Below are 18,027 nucleotides of genomic sequence, written 5' to 3'. Positions count from 1 at the left end.
GGCGGCGCCGGGTATGCATCCGCACGCAGCATCACGCCACGCACCGATGCTGCGGTGACCACACGCCTGCGCGTGCGGCCACCGCATCTGGCAACGCTTAGGACTGCGAAGCCGGCGTCGGCTGGGCCTGGCCCGGGGTGGTCGCGCCCGGTGCTGCAGCGCCGCCGATCTGGCTGCGCAGCTGCTGGGCCGCTTCGAGGTGCTTGGCGACCGCTTCGCGCGTGGTCTGCAGGTACTGCTTGATCGCCGCGTTCTGCGCGCCCGGGATCAGCCGCTGGTCGAGCATCTGCAGCGTCATCTGATGATCCTTGATCATCGCATCGACATAGCCCTGCTCGAACGCCGTGCCTTCCATGCCGTTGAGCTGGGTACGCGTCGCTTCCGAGCGCGTGCGCAGTGCGCCGACTTCGGGGCCGTCGCCGACCTGCACGCCCGCGGTGCCGGCGACCGTGCGCGCCTGCTCCATGTTCGCGGTGTGCTCGGTGCGCATCATGTCGGCATAGGTCTTGACCGGCGCGCTGACCTTCTTCGCAACGGCCTGGTCGGCGGCAGCGACTTCATGCTCGTTGACGACAATGATCATGCCCAGCGCATCGCCTTCGGCCACCGGTGTGGTCGACTCGACCGGCGCGCCTTCGGCCAGCAGCGGGTCGTTGACGCTGGCGGTCGCGGTCGGGTCATCGACCATGGCCGTGTTGGTTTCGGCCGGGACAGTGACGTCCTCATCGCCGACCGCATTGTTCTCGCCTTCGCGCTCGCCACCGCAGGCAGCCAGCAGTGCCATCGACAGCACGGCGGTGGACAGGATCAGTGGGTTCTTGGTTTTCATGCCGAATTCTCCAGTGGGGCGCTTGCGCGCATAACAATCCAGCCGGTCGGCCGGTGGCAGCACGCTAGGTCATCGGGGATTCCACGCAACGTGAAGGCGGCGACACGGCCGCGCTAGCGCGAAACGGTTGCGCACCTTGCAACTTTTGCGCATGCGTTCGGCTGCTTTATGCGCCGGATATCCGCGTTGCGCGCACGAAACGCGGGGCCTGCATCCGATGGCACGTGAAGTGCATCGCATCGCACAACCACGCCCATCCGCACCGCGCCGCTTCCGGAGACCCCCATGGCCCTGAGCCTGACCGATATCAAAGGCTGCCCGATCGACCAGCAACGCTTCACCTGGCGCGAACTCGTCAACAAGCCGATCAGCAAGCTCGACGATGATGCGTTTACCCGCATCCGCGTGATCCTGCTGACCGGCCTGGAAATGGAGGCCCTGCGCTTTTCGCACTCGGCCGCACGCATGAATCAGGACCTGCGCGCGCCGCTCGCGAAGCTGCGCCGCGTCGAGCAGCACCAGGCCACGACGATCAACTGGCTGCTCGGCGCCGATCACTCGCCGCTGGAAACGACGATCGCCTATGAGCAGGTCGCGATCGAGGTCACCGCCGCCGTCGCGCAGCGCGAGCCCGACGAGTACCTCGCGCAGACCTACCGATTCGGCCTGCTCGAGGATTTCGACCATCTGTATCGCTACTCGGCGATGCTCGACCGGCTCGAAGGCAAGGACGCGAACAACATCCTGCAGTGCTACACCGACATCCTGCCGGGCCGCCCGACCATCATGGAGCACCGCGCGCCCGAGGATGACCTGCGCACGCCGATGGACGCACGCACCGCCCATCCGCTCAGCAAGCTGCATGCGCTGACGATCATGGCGGCCGAGCAGCAGACGCAGAACTACTACCTCAACGTGGGCCCGCTGTTCACCGATCCGGTCGCGCGCATGCTGTATGCGGAGATCGCGTCGATCGAGGAGCAGCACGTCACCCAGTACGAGTCGATCATCGATCCGCGCCAGACGTGGATGGAGCAATGGCTTATGCACGAGGCAAACGAGGTCTACAACTACTTCGGTTGCGTGCAGCAGGAAAAGAACCCGCGCATCCGCGCGATCTGGGAGCGCTTCCTCGACTACGAACTGGGCCACCTGAGCTACGTCATGGACCTGTTCAAGCAGGTCGAGCGGCGCGATCCGATGGAGCTGCTGCCGGAAAAACTGCCGGACCCGATCCCGTTCGACAGCCAGCGCGATTTCGTACGCGGCGTGCTGTCCGGCGAAGTCGACCTGCGCGCGAACGGCACCGAGTACGTGCCGCGCGATCAGGAAAGCGAAGCGACGCTCGCCTACCGCGAACACCTCAACTCCGAAGGCTCGCCGACCGAAGCGGTCGCAGCCGGGTACCACTGGCGCCCCGGCACCGAGCTGTCCACGCGCGTCAACCAGATCGGCCACGCCTGAGCACGCATTCGAGGATTCGACCATGCAGGACAAGATTTCGATGGGGATGAACCGCACCGGGCTGAAGACCTCGCCCCTGCTTGCGGACGAACTGCTGGAACAGCTCGATCTGCAGGCCGATGCGCCAGCGCCGGCGATCGATGCCGACGCACTGCGACGCGCGTATCGCGAGGACGCCGAGCCGGTCGGTTCGGTGCCGCCGCCGACCTCGATCAAGGGCATGTTCGGTGCCGCCGTCGAAGCGCTTGGCGGTCACCGCATGCATGTGCTGCTCGACAAGCTCGGCGAGCGCGCCGCGTACGAGCGCTCGGGCGTGCGCATTTATGAGGCGATGCTGCGCAAGCTCGACGGCGCCGAAGATTTGCCGCCGGGTTTGACCGAAGCGGCTCTACGCGAGATCCGTGATGACGAGGCTTCGCACTTCGCACTGCTCTGCGATGCGATCGAGCGGCTCGGCGGCGATTCGACCACGCAGACGCCCTGCGCCGACATCACCGGCGTGCAGGCCCTCGGGCTGGTGCAGGTCATGAACGACCCGCGCACGACGACAGCGCAGGCGCTGGAAACGCTGCTCGCCGTGGAGCGCATCGACACCGCGTCGTGGGAGTTGCTGGTCAGCCTGATGGACGGCTTCGGCCAGGAAGAACTCGCCAACGAATTCAGCCGTGCGCATGTGCGTGAACTCGAGCACGAAGAGCGCGTGCGCGGCTGGTTCACGGCCGCGATCCACCAACGCGCGCTTGGTGACTCCAAAGCCAAGGCGGGCTGAGGCGATCGGTTACGCCGACACGGTCGGCTGCAAAGCGCCCCGGGCATTGGGGCGCTTTATTTTTTATGAGCTGTTACCGCCTGTGTGTTCGTTGCGGACGGGGCGCGCGACTGCTGCGGTCCGCAGCCGGTTGTGTAGCCACGCTGACGAGCGCAACGTCTCCGGCCAGCCGAGCTTAATCGTTTAACTGCGGTCATGTGGATGACGTTTTATTTCGACATTTCGTAGACATCCTCGATGTTTTTCTATGCTCGAAGACCACGACGAATGACACGAGAGAGCGGCATCGAAGGCGATGCCGACGCTGATGTAACGGCCGCGACCCCGGTAACGGGGGCGCGGCCTTTTTGTTTGTGTCTCACGCGCAGTGCACTGCCCACAGCCACTGCGAAAAGTGGTGAATCGCGCGTGCACTTCTAAAGCGATGGCCCCGGGTTTGCTGATCGAAAGCGCGGCCGTTTCACGAGTGCCTTAGCGCGAAGAAATCGCGGTCATCGGAGAGTCATGCGCGCGCGCTCCGACAGACGTTGTTGTCACGTTGCCGGTGCGACGGTAGCCGCGGGTAACCCAGCCAGACCGCAAGGACACCTTATGGACGCTATTGAACTGCTGCTTTCCGATCACGCGAAGGTTCGCGACCTGCTCGGCCAGCTGGCCAAGACCACCAGCCGTGCGGAAAAGACCCGCACCGAGCTGCTGCAGAAGCTCGCGACTGAAATCGAAGTGCACGCCACGATCGAAGAAGAAATTTTCTACCCCGCATTCCGCGAAGCCGGCAAGAAGTCGGACGACGAGCAGATGTATTTCGAAGCGCTCGAAGAGCACCGCGCCTCGGGCGATCTGGTGCTGCCGGATCTGCTCAATACCGAGGTGACCTCGGAGAAGTTCTCCGGGCGCGCGAAAGTGCTCAAGGAGCTCGTCGAGCACCACGCGCAGGAAGAGGAAGAAGAGCTGTTCCCGCGTGCGAAGGAGCTGCTCGACAAGGACCAGCTGATCGAACTCGGCGAGCGCATGCAGCTGCGCAAGAAGGAGCTGCTCGAGGGCGGCCTGCAGATGATGCAGCAGCTCAAGGAGCGCAAGCTCGCCGGGCAGGCCGCTTCGCAGAGCCTGCAGTAACTGCATCGGGGCGCGGTAGAACCGCACCCAGTAGGACGGCGACGGCCGGCGCGGGACACGCGCCGGCCGTTCGCGTTTTCAAACCTCAGCGACGCGCGATGCCGGTATCGGTGGCGTCGTTTTCCGCGGCCGAGACCCGTGCGCCTGCGAGCCGCGGCTGGCCCTCGACCAGGTCGGTCCAGACCACGTGCATACCGTCCGGGCCCGGCGCGAGCTGGGGAAAGCCGGTGCCGCGTCCGCGTCCCTGCAGGCGCGCGACCTCGACCAGCTGCGGCGCGCCCTCGAGCGTCGGAGCAAATCGCCGCAGCTGCACGGACTGCGCGCCCGCGTCCTCGCGCGTGGACAGCAGCCACACCGCATCGGAATCGATCGCGACGTCCGCGCGTCCGAGCACGTGCGTGCCGGCATCGACATCAACCGGCGCGGCGAAGCGCTGGCCGCCGTCGACCGAGCGCGCCAGGCGCAGCGTCGGTACGTCGCCGGCCGCCGTGTACCAGCCGACCACGACCGTGTCACCGCGAGCATCGAGCGACGGGCCGTTGACCGGGCAGGCCGGCATCTTCCAGTTGTCGGCGTGCACGCGCTTGGGCGAGAACCCGCCGTCGAGCGTGGCCACCTGGATGTCGCGGATCTCGTCCGGCGTGCGATCGCGGTAGGCGATCACGGGCCCGCGCGCGCTGACCGCGACATCGGTCTGGCAGCAGTCGCAGGTCGACAGGTCCAGTTCGCGCTCGTCGTGGCGCTGCATGCCCGCGTCGAAGCGTGCAGTGCGCAGCGTCATCATCGCCGCCGGTGTCGCGGCCGCATGGTCGTCGTGGCCGCCATGCGCATCGGCGCCCGCGGTGCGCCTTCCATCGAGCCAGGCGATGCCGAGCCGGTCGTGCGATGCCGGCCACAGCGAGACGAAGCCGTGCTCGGTCGGCGTGCCGTCGTCATTGACGTGCACCGGTTTGGACCAGGTCGCGCCGTCATCGCCCGAGCGGGTGAGCACGACGTCGTACGCATACGGCGCGGCGGCGGATTTCTGCAGCCAGTGCGCCCACAGCGCGCCGTCGGCAGTTTGCGTGATGTGCGGCGTGTCGGCCCAGTTGACGAACCAGTCGCTGCCGCGCGCGATCGTTCGTGGCGTCGACCACGCATCGTCGCGCCAGCGTGCGAACTTCAACTGATGCTGTTTACCGTCGCGCTCGATCCATGACAGCAGCAGGCTGCCATCGGGTGCGCGCACCAGGTCCGGCTGCGCCGCGCCGGGCGGGGCGGGAAGCGGCCAGTCACGCAGCGCGACTGCGACGGGCTTCGCTGGCGCCGTGGCGGGCGCGGGTGATTCAGCAGCGGCAGCAGCGTCGGCCGGTCGGCCACGGTCACAGGCGCTGACGGCGAGCGCGGCCAGCAGGGCAAGCGGAGCAAGCGGGGAAGTCTTCATGCGCCCAACATAAACGAGCGGCGCGCCTGCCGGTACCGCAGGGCGCAGCGTTACGTCTATCCGTGCGTCAGTGGGTGTGACGAGCGCGGGCAGCGGGGCCGCGTCCGCGCCAAACCTGCGCCTCGGTGCAGCACCAGCCGCCTCGGCGGCCGAGCAGCTGCCACGTCAGGTGCGGCAGGTGCGCCAGCAGCAGCGACATCACGGCTGGCGTCAGGCCGCGCGCTGCGAAGAGATCCGCGTGCAAAGCACTCGCACCGCCTCGCCGTATTCGGACGCGCCCGCCGACAGCTCACGCCACCCGGCTGCGCCGCTGCCGCGTCAGGTGCACGAGCAGCAGCGAGATCGCCGCTGGCGTCATGCCCGGGATGCGCTGCGCCTGCCCGACCGTTTGGGGCCGCACGCGCTCGAGTTTCTGCTGCACCTCGGCCGACAGTCCGCGCACCTGCGCATAGTCGAACCCGTCCGGAATCGCGGTGGTCTCGTGCCGGCGCGCGCGTTCGATCTCCTCGCGCTGCCGGTCGAGGTAGCCCGCGTACTTGACGCCGATCTCGACCTGCTCGGCAACGGTGGCATCGTCGACGCCGGGCGCGAGCGACGGCACCTGCATCAATTGCGCGTAATCGAGCTCGGGTCGCTTGAGCAGGTCGCGTGCATTCGTCTCGCGGCTGATCTCGATGCCGAGCGTCGCCGCGACTTCGCGCCCGAGCGGGTTGTTCGGCGCCGCCCAGACGGCGGCCAGTCGCGCGTTCTCGCGCTCGATCTCCTCGCGCTTGGTCTCGAACGCGGCAAAACGCGCATCGTCGACCAGGCCGAGCGCGCGCCCGACCGGCGTCAGGCGCAGGTCGCCGTTGTCCTCGCGCAGCTGCAACCGGTATTCGGCGCGGCTGGTGAACATGCGGTACGGCTCGCTGGTGCCGTGCGTGATCAGGTCATCGACCAGCACGCCCAGATACGCCTCGTCGCGGCGCGGGCTCCAGCCCTCAATGCCGCGCACGAAGCGCGCGGCGTTCACGCCGGCGAGCAGGCCCTGTGCCGCCGCTTCCTCGTAACCGGTCGTGCCGTTGATCTGGCCGGCGAAGAAAAGTCCGGCGACCGTCTTCGTCTCCAGCGTGGTTTTGAGCCCGCGCGGATCGAAGAAGTCGTATTCGATCGCGTAGCCGGCGCGGGTGATGTGCGCCTGCTCGAAGCCGCGGATCGAGCGCACGAGCTCGAGCTGCACGTCGAACGGCAGCGAGGTCGAAATGCCGTTCGGGTAGATCTCGGCCACGTCCAGGCCTTCGGGCTCGACGAAGATCTGATGGCTGGCCTTTTCCGCAAAGCGCACCACCTTGTCCTCGATCGACGGGCAGTAGCGCGGACCGATGCCCTCGATCTGGCCGGTGTAGAGCGGGCTGCGGTCGAGCGCGGCGCGGATGATCTCGTGGGTGCGCTCGGAGGTGTGCGTGATCCAGCACGAGACCTGGCGCGGATGGTCGGCGGTGCTGCCCATGAACGACATCACCGGACGCGGATTGTCACCGGGCTGCTCTTCCATCACCGAGTAGTCGAGCGTGCGGCCGTCGATGCGCGGCGGCGTGCCGGTCTTCAGGCGGTCGACCACGAACGGGCCTTCGCGCAGCCGCTGCGCGAGCGCGGTGGCCGGTGGATCGCCGGCGCGGCCGGCCGCGAACGTGGTCTGGCCCACGTGCACCTTGCCGGCGAGGAATGTGCCGGCCGTCAGCACGACCGCAGGCGCGTCAAAGCGCAGCCCGGCCTGGGTCAGTACGCCGGTGACGCGGCCGGCCTCGGACGAACCGTTTTCGAACAGGATGTCGTCGACTGCCGACTGGAACAGCGTGAGGTTCGGCTGGTTCTCGACCGCGCGGCGCACGAACGCGCGGTACAGCGCGCGGTCGGCCTGGCAACGCGTCGCGCGCACGGCCGGGCCCTTGCTCGCGTTGAGCCGGCGCCACTGGATGCCCGCCGCATCGGCCGCGCGTGCCATCACGCCGCCGAGCGCATCGATTTCCTTGACCAGATGGCCTTTGCCGATGCCGCCGATCGCCGGGTTGCAGCTCATCGCGCCGACGGTTTCGATGTTGTGCGTCAGCAGCAGCGTGCGTGCGCCAGCACGCGCGGCCGCGAGCGCGGCTTCGGTGCCGGCGTGACCGCCGCCGACTACGATCACGTCATAGCGGTAGAACGAATCGCTCATGGCGGGCTCCTGCGTGCAGGCGCGGATTGTAGGGCGAGCGCTCAGGGCCGCCAGTGCGTAAGGGCTACAGGCCTGCTGTCAGCCCGCCAGCGCTGAACGGTTAACGCGTCGGAACGGGGCCGGCGCCTGCTTGGCACGCTTCCTGCGACATACCCAAGGCACCCAGCGGGGCAGGCGCTCTGCGCCGGCCGGAATTGGAACAGGGGCTGGCCAAGCGCTCGCGGGGGAAGCCGGGGGGCCGAATGTCGGGGGACGTTCGGCCCCTCTTTTTTTGTCCCGATCCAGACGCGACGGCCGCGTGATCAGGCCCCGCCCGTATAAGCGGCGCCGAGGCGCCGGTGCCGGCGAGGACGGAACAGGGGGGATCCGTGGTTCTCACCGGGCACCGGCATGGGCGCGGACGGGTCAGGCACCTGCCCGGTGGGTCGTAAAGCGACGCGCCCGGTCAGTGACGCTAGCTTGATGTCACTGCCGGGCGAATTGCAAGTCGTTCACGTTCCCGAATGCACAACCACGCGCTTACGGCTCGACCGACGAAGGGCCCGGGTCTGCGCTCTGGCGGCTGCGGCGAATCATCTGCTCCATGCGCGAACCGCTGTCGACCGAAGCGCGCGGCATCGGCCGTGCCGGCTCGGGCCGTGGCTGCATCGCGGCGCCGACATCCGGGTCCATGCGGCGACGCGCGTTGAAGTCGCGCCACGGCGGCGGGCGGTCGCCGTTATCGGTCCGCTGCGTGCCTTCATCTGGACGCGGCTGCACGATCACGATCGGACGGCGGTACGGGTAGCCGTAGTAGGGATGGCCGTAGAACGAATGGCCGTAGTACGGGTGCCCGTAATACGGATGCCCAAAGCGGCTGTAATACGGGTAGCCATAAAAGCCCGACAGGCCGAAGCCGTAATGCGAGCCGTATGGGGAATAGCCGTACGGAGAGCCATGATGGCGGTACTCGACACTCGGACGTCCGTAGTAGTAGTCACCGGTGCCACCGCGGTAGTTGTAACCGGACGTGGTGCAGCCACCGAGCACTGCGACGGCGGCCAGCGGAAGAAGCAGTTTGCGAAGCATGATCGATCCCCCGGAAGGTACTGCTGCAGCTTCGACGCGCGGCTTTGAACTCGGGCTTAACTTTTCGGGAACACGCGCAAACGGGCTGAGCGGTTCAGCTCGCAGCCGGTGGGTATGCATCGAACGGCCACCTCGCGTCGTTGTCGCACTGCGCGCGTGATGCCAGCATGCCCGGCTTTCCGACCGGATGCATCGATGACTTCCCTGCACCGCGCTTCGGGCCAGTGGCGGCTCGGCCTGCTGCTCAGCCTGGCCACCGCCGCGTGTTGGGCGACGCTGCCGATCGCGCTGAAGATCGTGCTCGACGTGCTGGATCCGATCACGCTGACCTGGTTCCGGTTTGTCGTCGCCGCGCTGTGTACCGGTGCGTGGCTGGCTGCACGCGGCAAGCTGCGCGGCTACGGCGTGCTCGGCAGACGCGGCTGGGCCCTGCTGCTGCTCGCCGGTTTCATGCTGCTGGGCAATTACGTGTTCTACCTGCTCGGCGTGCAGTACACCTCGCCCGGCAATGCGCAATTGCTGATCCAGCTCGCGCCGTTGCTGATGGCGCTCGGCGGCATCTTTGTGTTCGGCGAGGTGTTCCGTCCCGCGCAGTGGGCGGGCCTCGCGCTGCTGGTCGCGGGGCTCGGGCTGTTCTTCCGCGACCAGCTGCTGCAGGCGGATGCTGCCGCCACTGCGACCAGCACGGGTTATGCGTTCGGCTCGGCGCTCGTCGTCGTCGCGGCAGTCGTCTGGGCGGTGTACGCGCTGGTGCAGAAACAGCTGCTCGTGAAGCTCGGCTCGATGCAGGTGCTTGCGGTGATCTACGTGATCGCCGCCGTCGTGCTGCTGCCGTTCGCGAAGCCCGCCACGCTGCTCGCGCTCGATAGCACGCATGCCTGGCTGCTGCTGTACTGCGCGCTCAACACCGTCGGCGCGTACGGGGCGTTTGCCGAGGCGCTCGCGCACTGGGAGGCCTCACGCGTGTCGGCCGTGCTCGCGACCACGCCGCTGCTGTGCATCGCCGCGGTGACCGCCGTGCATGCGCTGTGGCCGCAATGGCTCGAGGCCGAACGCATCACCGCACTGGGCTGGACCGGCGCGGGCCTCGCGGTCGCCGGCTCGGCCGCGGTCAGCCTGCTCGGCCGTCGTCGCGCACCACGCTAGGATCGTCCCATGACCGCCATCCCCGACAGCGCCGGCGCACCCGGCTTCAACGATGTGCTCGCCGCCGCGGCGCGCATCGCCCCGCATGCACGCGTCACCCCGGTGCTGCGCTCGCACAGCCTTGACGCGATCGCCGGCTGCGAGCTGTACTTCAAGTGCGAAACGCTGCAGCGCATCGGTGCGTTCAAGTTCCGCGGCGCGGCCAATGCCGTGTTCGGGCTCGATGACGCCACCGCCGCTCGCGGTGTGGTCACGCAGAGCTCGGGCAACCACGGGGCCGCGATCGCGCTTGCGTGTCGGCTGCGCGGCATTCCGGCGCATGTCGTCGCGCCCGAGAACACCCCGCAGATCAAGCTCTCGGCAATCCGCGACTTCGGCGCGCAGCTGGTGTCGTGCGCGCCGACGATCGCCGCGCGTGATGCCAGTTGCGCCCGGGTGCTTGCGCAGACCGGCGGCGAGCTCGTGCATCCGTACAACGATGCGCGCGTGATCGCCGGGCAGGGCACGGCCGCGCTCGAACTGCTGCACGAGGCCGGTCGGCTCGATGTGGTAATCACACCGGTCTCCGGCGGCGGCCTGCTGTCGGGCACCTCGATCGCCGCGCACGGAATCGACCCGTCGATCGAAGTCTGGGGCGCCGAGCCCGAACAGGCGGCGGATGCACACGCCTCGCTCGAGCGCGGCGAGCGCGTGACCGACATGGTGCCCGACACGGTCTGCGACGGCCTGCGCGCGCAGCTGGGCACGCTGACGTTCCCGATCCTGCGCGCGCACTGCGCCGGCATCGGGCTGGCCAGCGAGGCAGAGATCATTCGCGCGATGCGGCTGATCTGGGAGCGGCTGAAGATCGTGGTCGAACCGTCGGCGGCGGTGCCGCTCGCGGTGGTGCTGCGCGATCCGTCGCGCTTCGCCGGCCGGCGCGTCGGCATCGTGCTGTCGGGCGGCAACGTCGACCTCGACGCGCTGCCGGCGCTGTTCGCGCTGGCGCGCTGAGCGCATCGGCCTGCTTGCGTCGGCGGCTTGAGGGCCGCGCGACGTCGCGTCAGGCGGCCCGGCTGTCCGGCAGCTCGACCGCGGGCTCGCGGGCGGCAACCGCGCTGAACAGCACGATGCCGACGACCACCAGTCCGGCGCCGATCAGAGCCGTGCCCTGAGGCCAGGCCTCACCGAGCCACAGCGCGCCGATCAGCGTTGCGAACAAAATCTCCGCAGCCTGCATCGCCTCGGCGGCGGCGAGCGCACTCGGGTTGCGGCGTACCATGCCGGTGGCCTGGAAAAACAGCACCGTCGCGATCACGCCCGCGCCGAGCGCGACGCCCGCGGCGAGCATGACCTGCGAGGTCGACGGTGGCCCGGCGCGGTGCAGCGCGAACACGGCAACGGCCAGCCACAGCGGCTGGCTGGCGAGTGTCATCCCGAACACGCGTTGCGTTGCGTTGAGGTCGATGCCGGTGCGCTCCAGATGCAGCAGCAGGCCGCGGTTGCCGATCGGATACGCGAACGCGCTCACGGCGACGCAGACCAGCGCGATCCACGCCCCGCGATCGAGCCGGCCGTCGGCCTGGCCGAACTGCATCAGCAGCACGCCCGCCACGACCACCAGCCCGCACAGCAGCGCCGCGGGCGGAATCCGTGCGCGCGCATCGCGCATGCCGCGACTGCGGTACAGCAGCGGCGCGCTGAGCATTCCGGCGACCACGGTCAGCTGGAACGTGCCGGCCACCAGCCACGACGGCCCGCTGGCGGCAGCAAAGCTGAGGCAGGTGTAGAACAGCACGAAGCCGATGCCGCTCCAGAGCAGCCAGGGCCCCGGATGCAGGCCGATCGCATGCCAGACCGGCGCGATGCCGCCCTGCCAGCGCATCAGCGGCAGCATCAGCGGCAATGTGATCAGGTACCGCAGCGACGCGATCCAGGCCCAGTGGCCGCCATCAACCGCGGCCGCGCGGTTGAGCACATACGTACAGGTGAAAAACAGCGCCGACAGCAGTGCGACCGCGATCGCCGCGAGCGCGAGTGCGCGCGGGCTGCGCGCAGTGGTCAACGCCGGCGTACCGGAATGCCCGTAGCCGGCACGCGCACTTCGTCGACACCGCCGACGCGGATCGGCGCGCCCGCCGGCGGCCCCCACGCATGCGCGTAGACCACCTCCCACGTTGCCGGCAGCAGGCCGTCGGTGCGGCGCATCGGCTCATACGCCTGCGCGGCGCGTTCGAAGCGGGCGCGCCCGGTCAGGCTGCGGCGACGGCGCTCCATCGCGTTCGTAGCGCCAAGCGTACGCAGCTCGCGCATCAGTGAAGCAAGGTCCGCATGGCCGAGCACGAACTCGTCGCGGTCCAGCACCGGGTCCTTGAACCCGGCCGCGATCAGCGCATCACCGAACTGCGCGATCGTCGCGAACGGACTGACATGCGGCGCTTCGTCGGCATGCGCGAACGCCTCGCGCAGCTCCCACAACGTGTCCGAGCCGAACGTCGACAGCAGCATCAGACCGCCGGGACGCAGCACGCGGCGGAAACCGGCGAACACCGCCGGCAGGTCTTCGACCCACTGCAGCGCAAGGCTCGAAAACAGCACATCGACGCTCGCATCCGGCAACGGCAGCGCGCGCGCATCGGCGCAGATCGCCGCGGGGCGGCGGCGGAAATCGAGCAGGTGCGCGCGCGTGCCGAAGCGCGCCTGCGCCTCGCGCGCCATGCCGGGCGCGAGATCGAGCGCGATCACCTGCGTCTTCGGCCAGCGCTGCTGCATCGCCAGCGCCATCGCACCCGGCCCGCAGCCGATGTCGAGCACGCGCTGCGGTGGGCTGCCGTGGTGGGCCGGGTCTTCGTAGTAATCGAGCGACTCGGACAGCCGCGAGGCGACTTCGCGCTGCAGCGCGGCGGCTTCGTCGTAATGCTGGGCGGCGCGCGAGAACGCGCGGCGGATCTGGCGGTGGTCGAACAGCGTGGACACGGGCGTCGGGCCGGAAGGAGGGTGACGAGCGGGCGCGTCAGGAAGCGCGGTGGCCGGGCGCCACCTCGGCCATGAAGCGCAGGATTTCCTGCGCGACTTCATCGGCGGCGCCGAGAAACGGCGCATGCCCGGCATTGGCGATCACGACGCTGCGCGCCTGCGGCGTGCGTTCGGCGGCGGCCGGCATCGCGCCCGCGGGCACCAGCCGGTCACGGCGACCGGAGATCCACAGGCTAGGCACCTGCAGCCCGGGCAGTTCGTCGCGCACGTCGAAGCTGTCCAGCAGCACGAGGCCTTCGAGCAGCGCGCGCGGTGCAGGCTCGCCGCGTGCGAACGCATGTGCACGCAGGCCGCGAAGTTCTTCCTGCGCGCTGCTCGAGCCCAGCGCCTCGAGCGCCAGAAAGCCGTCGAGCGTGCCGCGGAAATCGCGCTTGAGTGCATCGCCGAAATCGGAAAACAGCGTCGGGCTGACGCCGTGCGGCCAGTCCTCGTCCCGCACGAAGCGTGGCGATGACGCAACGAGGATCGCGCCGCGCACGTGCTGCGGATGGTCGAGCGCGGCGCGCAGCGCCACCTGGCCGCCGAGCGACCAGCCCAGCCAGACCGCACCCGGTACGCGATCGACGAGTTCGCCTGCGAGCGCGCCGGGGTCCAGCGGGCGTGCATCGTCGCGCGCATGGCCGTGCCCGGGCAGGTCGACGAGGTGCAGCGTGCAGTGTTCGCGCAGCCGTTCGACCAGCGGCGCGAACAGGCCCGCATGCATCGCCCAGCCGTGCACGAGCCCGAGAGCGGGCCCCTGCCCGAGGGTTTCGACGATCACGCCGACACCGTGGCGCTGTCGTTGAAGCCGCTCGGCGTCGTGCGGTCGCGCGCCTGCGCCAGCGCGTCGACGAGGCTGTCGACGTCGGACGGGCCGTGCAGCGCCGACAGCGTGACCCGCAGCCGCGCGCGGCCTTCGGGCACGGTCGGCGCGCGGATCGGCGCGACCCAGTAGCCGGCCTGTTCGAGCGCCTGCGCCATCGCGACCGCGCGTGCCGATTCGCCGCACATCACCGGCTGGATCGGCGTGTCCGACGGCAGCAGATCCAGGCCGTGGATCGCCGCGCGCGTGCGGAAGCGTGCGACGAGCTGGACGAGCTTCTCGCGGCGCCATGCTTCGCGTCGTGCGAGCGCCACCGAGGCCAGCGCCGCCGCGGCCTGGGCCGGTGGCAGCGCGGTCGTGTACAGGTACGGGCGTGCGGTTTCTTCCAGGTGCGCGATCAGGTCGGCATCGCCAACCACGGCCGCGCCGTATCCGCCTAGCGCCTTGCCCAGCGTGACCAGGCGCAGCGGCACCTGCGCGCTGGTCAGCCCTGCTTCGCTGACGCTGCCGCGGCCGTCGGGCCCGGTCACGCCGACGCCGTGCGCCTCGTCGACGTAGAACAGCGCCTGCTGCACGCGCGCGACCAGCGCGAGTTCGCGCAGCGGCGCAACGTCGCCGTCCATGCTGAAGACGCTGTCGGTCACCAGCATCGCCATCGCCTGCGGCTCGGCCCTGAGCTGCCGCAGCGCGCCTTCGGCGTCGGCGTGTGGATAGCGTCGCAGCCGGCAGCCGGTCAGGCGCGCGGCATCGATCAGGCTGGCGTGGTTGAGGCGGTCCTGCACGCACAGCCCGTCGTCATCGAGCAGCGCCTGCACGACCGCGAGGTTTGCGAGAAAGCCGCTGCCGAACAGCAGCGCGCGCGGCGCTTCGAGCCAATCGGCGAGCGCCTGTTCGAGCTGGGTATGCAACGCGTGGTGGCCGCAGACCAGGTGCGAGGCGAGCCCGCCCGCGCCTTCACGCGCGGCGGCATCCTGCAGCGCGGTGACGACGCCGAAATGCTGGCCGAGCCCGAGGTAGTCGTTGCCGCAGAAATTCAGCAGCGTGCGCCCGTCGAGCTCACAGCGGGCGCCGTCGCGATGGCTGACGGTGCGGCGCACACGCGAGCGCGAGGCCTGGACACGCGCATCGCGCGCGGCTTCGATGCGCCCACGCCACGATGCGCGCGCCATGGTCAGCCCCCGGCCTGAGCGCGCTTCGCGCAACCGTGCCCGTCATCGAGCCCGGCCGCACCGGCGGTCTCGACGATGTCGGCATGCACGGTGCCGCTGGTCTCGACGACCGCCATTGGCCGCAGGCCGAGCCGCGCGAACAGCGCGAGGTCGCGTTCGGTGTCGGGGTTGCCCGTGGTCAGCAGCTTCTCGCCGTAGAAGATCGAATTCGCACCGGCGAGGAAGCACAGCGCCTGCAACTCATCGCTCATCGCCTCGCGCCCGGCGCTCAATCGCACCATCGACTTCGGCATCAGGATGCGTGCAACCGCAATCGTGCGTACGAATTCGAACGGATCGAGCTCGGTCGTGCCCGCCAGCGGCGTGCCTTCCACCTGCACGAGGCGGTTGATCGGCACCGAGTCCGGATGCGCGGGCAGGTTCGCCAGCGTCTGCAGCAGGCCGGCGCGCTGCTCGCGCGATTCGCCCATGCCGACGATGCCGCCGCAGCAGGTCTTCATGCCGACGTCGCGCACGTGCTCGAGCGTGTCGAGCCGGTCCTGGAACTCACGCGTGTGGATGATCTCGTTGTAGAACTCCGGCGCGGTGTCGAGGTTGTGGTTGTAGTAGTCCAGCCCCGCGTCTTTGAGCGCGCGCGCCTGGTGCGGCTCGAGCATGCCCAGCGTCGCGCAGGTCTCAAGGCCCAGCGCCTTCACTTCCGAGATCATCGCCGCGACCTTCGGGATGTCGCGGTCCTTCGGGCTGCGCCACGCCGCGCCCATGCAGAAGCGCGAGGCGCCGGCGGCCTTGGCCTGCTTCGCTTTCTCGATCACCGCGTCGGTGCTCATCAGCTTCGTCGCGTCGACGCCGGTGTGATAGCGCGCGGCCTGCGGGCAGTAGCCGCAGTCTTCGGGGCAACCGCCAGTCTTGATCGAAAGCAGCGTGCTGACCTGCACTTCGGCCGGGTCGAAATTCGCCCGATGCACGCTTGCGGCGCGGTGCAGCAACTCGGGAAACGGCAGGTCGAACAGCGCGCGCACTTCGCTGCGCGAGAAGTCATGGCGCAGCGCCGGCGCAGCGGTCGGCAGTTCACTGACAACGGACATGGGGAAATTCCGACGGACGTGGCGATACGGAGCCGGCAGTCTGGAAACCATGCCGCTGCCTGTCAACCAAACCTGTCCGCCCGAAGTTGACGGGCTGCTTCATTCCACGGATGCGACCGATGGCGTGCGCGCGCGGCTGCGGTTCTGGCTCGGCTGCGACCCGGCCCGGCTGCTCTGGCCGAGCCGCTGCCTGGTATGCGGCGAGCCCGGCAGCGAGGCGCTGGACCTGTGCGATGCCTGCGAGCAGGCGCTGCCGCGCAACCACAGTGCCTGCGGCAGCTGCGCGATCCCGCTGCCTATGCCCGCGCCGGCCTGCGGGGCCTGCCTGCGACGCTCCGGTTGGCTTGCGCGTCGCGGTAGCGGCTCGGCAGTGGCGGCGGTGCACGCGCCGTTCGTCTACGCGCGCCCGCTCGACCGCCTGCTGCCGCGTTACAAGTTCCACGACGACCTCGCGGCCGGCCGCCTGCTCGCGCAGCTGATGACGCAGGCACTCGCTTCGGCCCCGCGGCCGGACGCGCTGATCCCGGTGCCTTTGCACCGCTCGCGACTGCGCCGCCGCGGCTACGACCAGGCGCTGGAACTCGCGCGCCCGCTTGCGGGCGCGCTCGGCCTTCCGCTGATCGCCGAAGCGCTGGTACGCACCCGCGCCACCGACGCGCAGTCGTGCCTGTCGGCATCGCACAGGCGGCGCAACCTGCGCGATGCATTCGCCGTCCGGCCGGGTGCCAGGCTGCCCGCCCATGTCGTGCTGGTCGATGACGTGATGACCACCGGGGCGACGCTGCAGGCCGCGGCGAGCGCATTGCGGCGCGCCGGTGTGGCGCGCGTCGATGCTTGGGTGTGCGCGCGGACGCCGTAACTGTGGGCGCGCCAGCCGCGAATCAGCGCAATGCGAAGTCGAGCGCGAGCCCGGCGAACACGCTCGAGCCCACCCAGTGGTTGTGCAGGAACGCGCGAAAGCACGCGCCGCGCGCGCGATTGCGCGCGATCCAGAACTCGTACACCACGAGCCCGGCCGCGAGCGCGACGCCGAGCCACCAGTACAGCCCGAGCCCGGCGCGCTGGCCTACGAGCACGAGCGCGATCAAAAACAGCGCATACAGCACGCCCTGCGCGATCAGATCCAGCTCGCCGAACAGGATCGCGGTCGACTTGCTGCCCATGCGCAGATCGTCCTCGCGGTCGACCATCGCGTACCAGGTGTCGTATGCGGTCGCCCAGAGGATGTTCGCCGCATACAGCAGCCACGCGATCGCCGGCACCTCACCGCGTATCGCGGCGAACGCCATCGGGATGCCCCAGCCGAACGCAAGCCCGAGATAGACCTGCGGCAGGTAGGTGTAACGCTTGAGGTATGGGTAGCTCGCCGCAAGCGCGATGCCGACGAAGCTCAGCAGCACCGTCAGGCGGTTCAATGTCAGCACCAGCGCGAACGCGATGAGCATCAACGCCGCGAACACCATCAGCGCCTCACGCCCGCGCACCGCGCCGGTCGCGAGCGGGCGGTCCTTCGTGCGCTCGACATGCGGGTCGAGCCAGCGGTCGGCATAATCGTTGATCACGCAGCCGGCCGAGCGCGTCAGCCACACGCCCGCGCTGAACACCACCAGCGTCCACAGCGGCGGCACACCTTCGGCCGCAAGCCACAGCCCCCACCAGGTCGGCCACAGCAGCAGCAACCAGCCGATCGGCCGGTCGCCGCGGACCAGCTGCCAGTAGAGCGCAAGTTTCTGCCGCCAGCGCGGCGGCCCGGCGGACGCGGTAATCGGGTCGGAACTCATCGAAACAGGGTAGCAAGCCGCCGTTCGCGGCCGATGCAGTGCGCCTTTCCAGCTGCCAGTCCGCCACCGGCGCAGTGGGACAGCGCGGGCGCCGATGCGAGCGGTTTGGCCCCCGTAATGGCCCATCACCAGAGCGGCGCGCCGCCGCGCTACCGCCTCGTCATCG

16 protein-coding genes are annotated in these 18,027 nt (G+C 69.2%); 6 read left to right on the top strand and 10 right to left on the bottom strand.

Annotated features, from left to right (window positions below; genetic code table 11):
* Positions 1-97 precede the first annotated feature (97 nt).
* Positions 98-829: a DUF4142 domain-containing protein gene (locus ACFFGH_RS00450; protein ID WP_386663913.1), complete on the bottom strand. Its 732-nt coding sequence runs from the start codon at positions 827-829 to the stop codon at positions 98-100.
* A 285-nt stretch (positions 830-1,114) separates the two neighbouring features.
* On the opposite strand from ACFFGH_RS00450, the gene ACFFGH_RS00445 reads away from it, so the two are divergent.
* The 3 genes from ACFFGH_RS00445 to ACFFGH_RS00435 all read left to right on the top strand — a co-directional run bounded on the left by ACFFGH_RS00445 (position 1,115) and on the right by ACFFGH_RS00435 (position 4,178).
* On the top strand, positions 1,115-2,293 hold the full coding sequence (locus tag ACFFGH_RS00445) for a hypothetical protein (RefSeq protein ID WP_386663912.1): 1,179 nt from the start codon (positions 1,115-1,117) through the stop codon (positions 2,291-2,293).
* Positions 2,294-2,315: 22 nt separating this feature from the next.
* Entirely contained in the window at positions 2,316-3,062 is a 747-nt protein-coding gene (locus tag ACFFGH_RS00440; protein WP_386663910.1) for a hypothetical protein, read from the top strand.
* A 591-nt stretch (positions 3,063-3,653) separates the two neighbouring features.
* The gene (locus tag ACFFGH_RS00435; RefSeq protein WP_386663908.1) at positions 3,654-4,178 is read left to right on the top strand and encodes a PA2171 family ribosome-binding persister protein; all 525 of its coding nucleotides are present in this window, start codon (positions 3,654-3,656) and stop codon (positions 4,176-4,178) included.
* Positions 4,179-4,263: 85 nt separating this feature from the next.
* Here the strand turns inward: ACFFGH_RS00435 and ACFFGH_RS00430 are convergent, their stop codons facing one another.
* The 3 genes from ACFFGH_RS00430 to ACFFGH_RS00420 all read right to left on the bottom strand — a co-directional run bounded on the left by ACFFGH_RS00430 (position 4,264) and on the right by ACFFGH_RS00420 (position 8,863).
* On the bottom strand, positions 4,264-5,601 hold the full coding sequence (locus ACFFGH_RS00430) for a sialidase family protein (protein ID WP_386663907.1): 1,338 nt from the start codon (positions 5,599-5,601) through the stop codon (positions 4,264-4,266).
* Between the two features lie 289 nt (positions 5,602-5,890).
* Positions 5,891-7,795, bottom strand: a complete 1,905-nt coding sequence (mnmG, locus tag ACFFGH_RS00425; RefSeq protein WP_386663906.1) for a tRNA uridine-5-carboxymethylaminomethyl(34) synthesis enzyme MnmG — start codon at positions 7,793-7,795, stop codon at positions 5,891-5,893.
* Positions 7,796-8,314: 519 nt separating this feature from the next.
* Entirely contained in the window at positions 8,315-8,863 is a 549-nt protein-coding gene (locus ACFFGH_RS00420) for a hypothetical protein (protein ID WP_386663904.1), read from the bottom strand.
* A gap of 195 nt (positions 8,864-9,058) precedes the next feature.
* Here ACFFGH_RS00420 and ACFFGH_RS00415 point away from each other — a divergent pair, with 195 nt between their 5' ends.
* The gene (locus ACFFGH_RS00415) at positions 9,059-10,009 is read left to right on the top strand and encodes a DMT family transporter (RefSeq protein WP_386663903.1); all 951 of its coding nucleotides are present in this window, start codon (positions 9,059-9,061) and stop codon (positions 10,007-10,009) included.
* Between the two features lie 9 nt (positions 10,010-10,018).
* Positions 10,019-11,002, top strand: coding sequence for a pyridoxal-phosphate dependent enzyme (locus ACFFGH_RS00410; protein ID WP_386663901.1), 984 nt, complete (start codon positions 10,019-10,021; stop codon positions 11,000-11,002).
* Positions 11,003-11,051: 49 nt separating this feature from the next.
* On the opposite strand, the gene ACFFGH_RS00405 is transcribed toward ACFFGH_RS00410, so the two are convergent.
* The 5 genes from ACFFGH_RS00405 to bioB are packed head-to-tail and all read right to left on the bottom strand — an operon-like array spanning position 11,052 to position 16,080.
* On the bottom strand, positions 11,052-12,053 hold the full coding sequence (locus tag ACFFGH_RS00405; protein ID WP_386663900.1) for a multidrug resistance efflux transporter family protein: 1,002 nt from the start codon (positions 12,051-12,053) through the stop codon (positions 11,052-11,054).
* On the bottom strand, positions 12,050-12,964 hold the full coding sequence (gene bioC, locus ACFFGH_RS00400) for a malonyl-ACP O-methyltransferase BioC (RefSeq protein ID WP_386663899.1): 915 nt from the start codon (positions 12,962-12,964) through the stop codon (positions 12,050-12,052). The genes ACFFGH_RS00405 and bioC overlap by 4 nt, the downstream gene beginning before the upstream one ends.
* A 37-nt stretch (positions 12,965-13,001) precedes the next feature.
* Positions 13,002-13,784 carry a pimeloyl-ACP methyl ester esterase BioH gene (bioH, locus tag ACFFGH_RS00395; protein ID WP_386663897.1) on the bottom strand — a complete coding sequence of 261 codons (783 nt, stop codon included), beginning with the start codon at positions 13,782-13,784 and terminating at the stop codon, positions 13,002-13,004.
* Positions 13,781-14,995: an 8-amino-7-oxononanoate synthase gene (gene bioF, locus ACFFGH_RS00390; protein WP_386663896.1), complete on the bottom strand. Its 1,215-nt coding sequence runs from the start codon at positions 14,993-14,995 to the stop codon at positions 13,781-13,783. The genes bioH and bioF overlap by 4 nt, the downstream gene beginning before the upstream one ends.
* A gap of 2 nt (positions 14,996-14,997) precedes the next feature.
* Positions 14,998-16,080, bottom strand: a complete 1,083-nt coding sequence (gene bioB, locus ACFFGH_RS00385; RefSeq protein WP_386663894.1) for a biotin synthase BioB — start codon at positions 16,078-16,080, stop codon at positions 14,998-15,000.
* A gap of 49 nt (positions 16,081-16,129) precedes the next feature.
* Here bioB and ACFFGH_RS00380 point away from each other — a divergent pair, with 49 nt between their 5' ends.
* Positions 16,130-16,939 carry a ComF family protein gene (locus ACFFGH_RS00380; protein ID WP_386663892.1) on the top strand — a complete coding sequence of 270 codons (810 nt, stop codon included), beginning with the start codon at positions 16,130-16,132 and terminating at the stop codon, positions 16,937-16,939.
* 22 nt (positions 16,940-16,961) lie between these two features.
* On the opposite strand, the gene ubiA is transcribed toward ACFFGH_RS00380, so the two are convergent.
* The gene (gene ubiA, locus ACFFGH_RS00375; protein ID WP_386663890.1) at positions 16,962-17,861 is read right to left on the bottom strand and encodes a 4-hydroxybenzoate octaprenyltransferase; all 900 of its coding nucleotides are present in this window, start codon (positions 17,859-17,861) and stop codon (positions 16,962-16,964) included.
* Between the last annotated feature and the right edge of the window lie 166 nt (positions 17,862-18,027).

Source organism: Lysobacter korlensis, from assembly GCF_042434515.1.
Note: the sequence above shows the minus strand (reverse complement) of the source record. Positions and strands in the feature narration are given on the sequence as shown.

Bases quoted from the DNA above. Each gene is read 5' to 3' on its own strand.
- ubiA (WP_386663890.1), bottom strand. From the start codon at position 17,861: ATGAGTTCCGACCCGATTACCGCGTCCGCCGGGCCGCCGCGCTGGCGG.
- ACFFGH_RS00450 (WP_386663913.1), bottom strand. From the start codon at position 829: ATGAAAACCAAGAACCCACTGATCCTGTCCACCGCCGTGCTGTCGATG.
- ACFFGH_RS00415 (WP_386663903.1), top strand. From the start codon at position 9,059: ATGACTTCCCTGCACCGCGCTTCGGGCCAGTGGCGGCTCGGCCTGCTG.
- ACFFGH_RS00380 (WP_386663892.1), top strand. From the start codon at position 16,130: ATGCCGCTGCCTGTCAACCAAACCTGTCCGCCCGAAGTTGACGGGCTG.
- bioB (WP_386663894.1), bottom strand. From the start codon at position 16,080: ATGTCCGTTGTCAGTGAACTGCCGACCGCTGCGCCGGCGCTGCGCCAT.
- ACFFGH_RS00430 (WP_386663907.1), bottom strand. From the start codon at position 5,601: ATGAAGACTTCCCCGCTTGCTCCGCTTGCCCTGCTGGCCGCGCTCGCC.
- ACFFGH_RS00435 (WP_386663908.1), top strand. From the start codon at position 3,654: ATGGACGCTATTGAACTGCTGCTTTCCGATCACGCGAAGGTTCGCGAC.
- bioF (WP_386663896.1), bottom strand. From the start codon at position 14,995: ATGGCGCGCGCATCGTGGCGTGGGCGCATCGAAGCCGCGCGCGATGCG.
- ACFFGH_RS00440 (WP_386663910.1), top strand. From the start codon at position 2,316: ATGCAGGACAAGATTTCGATGGGGATGAACCGCACCGGGCTGAAGACC.
- ACFFGH_RS00410 (WP_386663901.1), top strand. From the start codon at position 10,019: ATGACCGCCATCCCCGACAGCGCCGGCGCACCCGGCTTCAACGATGTG.
- mnmG (WP_386663906.1), bottom strand. From the start codon at position 7,795: ATGAGCGATTCGTTCTACCGCTATGACGTGATCGTAGTCGGCGGCGGT.
- ACFFGH_RS00445 (WP_386663912.1), top strand. From the start codon at position 1,115: ATGGCCCTGAGCCTGACCGATATCAAAGGCTGCCCGATCGACCAGCAA.
- ACFFGH_RS00420 (WP_386663904.1), bottom strand. From the start codon at position 8,863: ATGCTTCGCAAACTGCTTCTTCCGCTGGCCGCCGTCGCAGTGCTCGGT.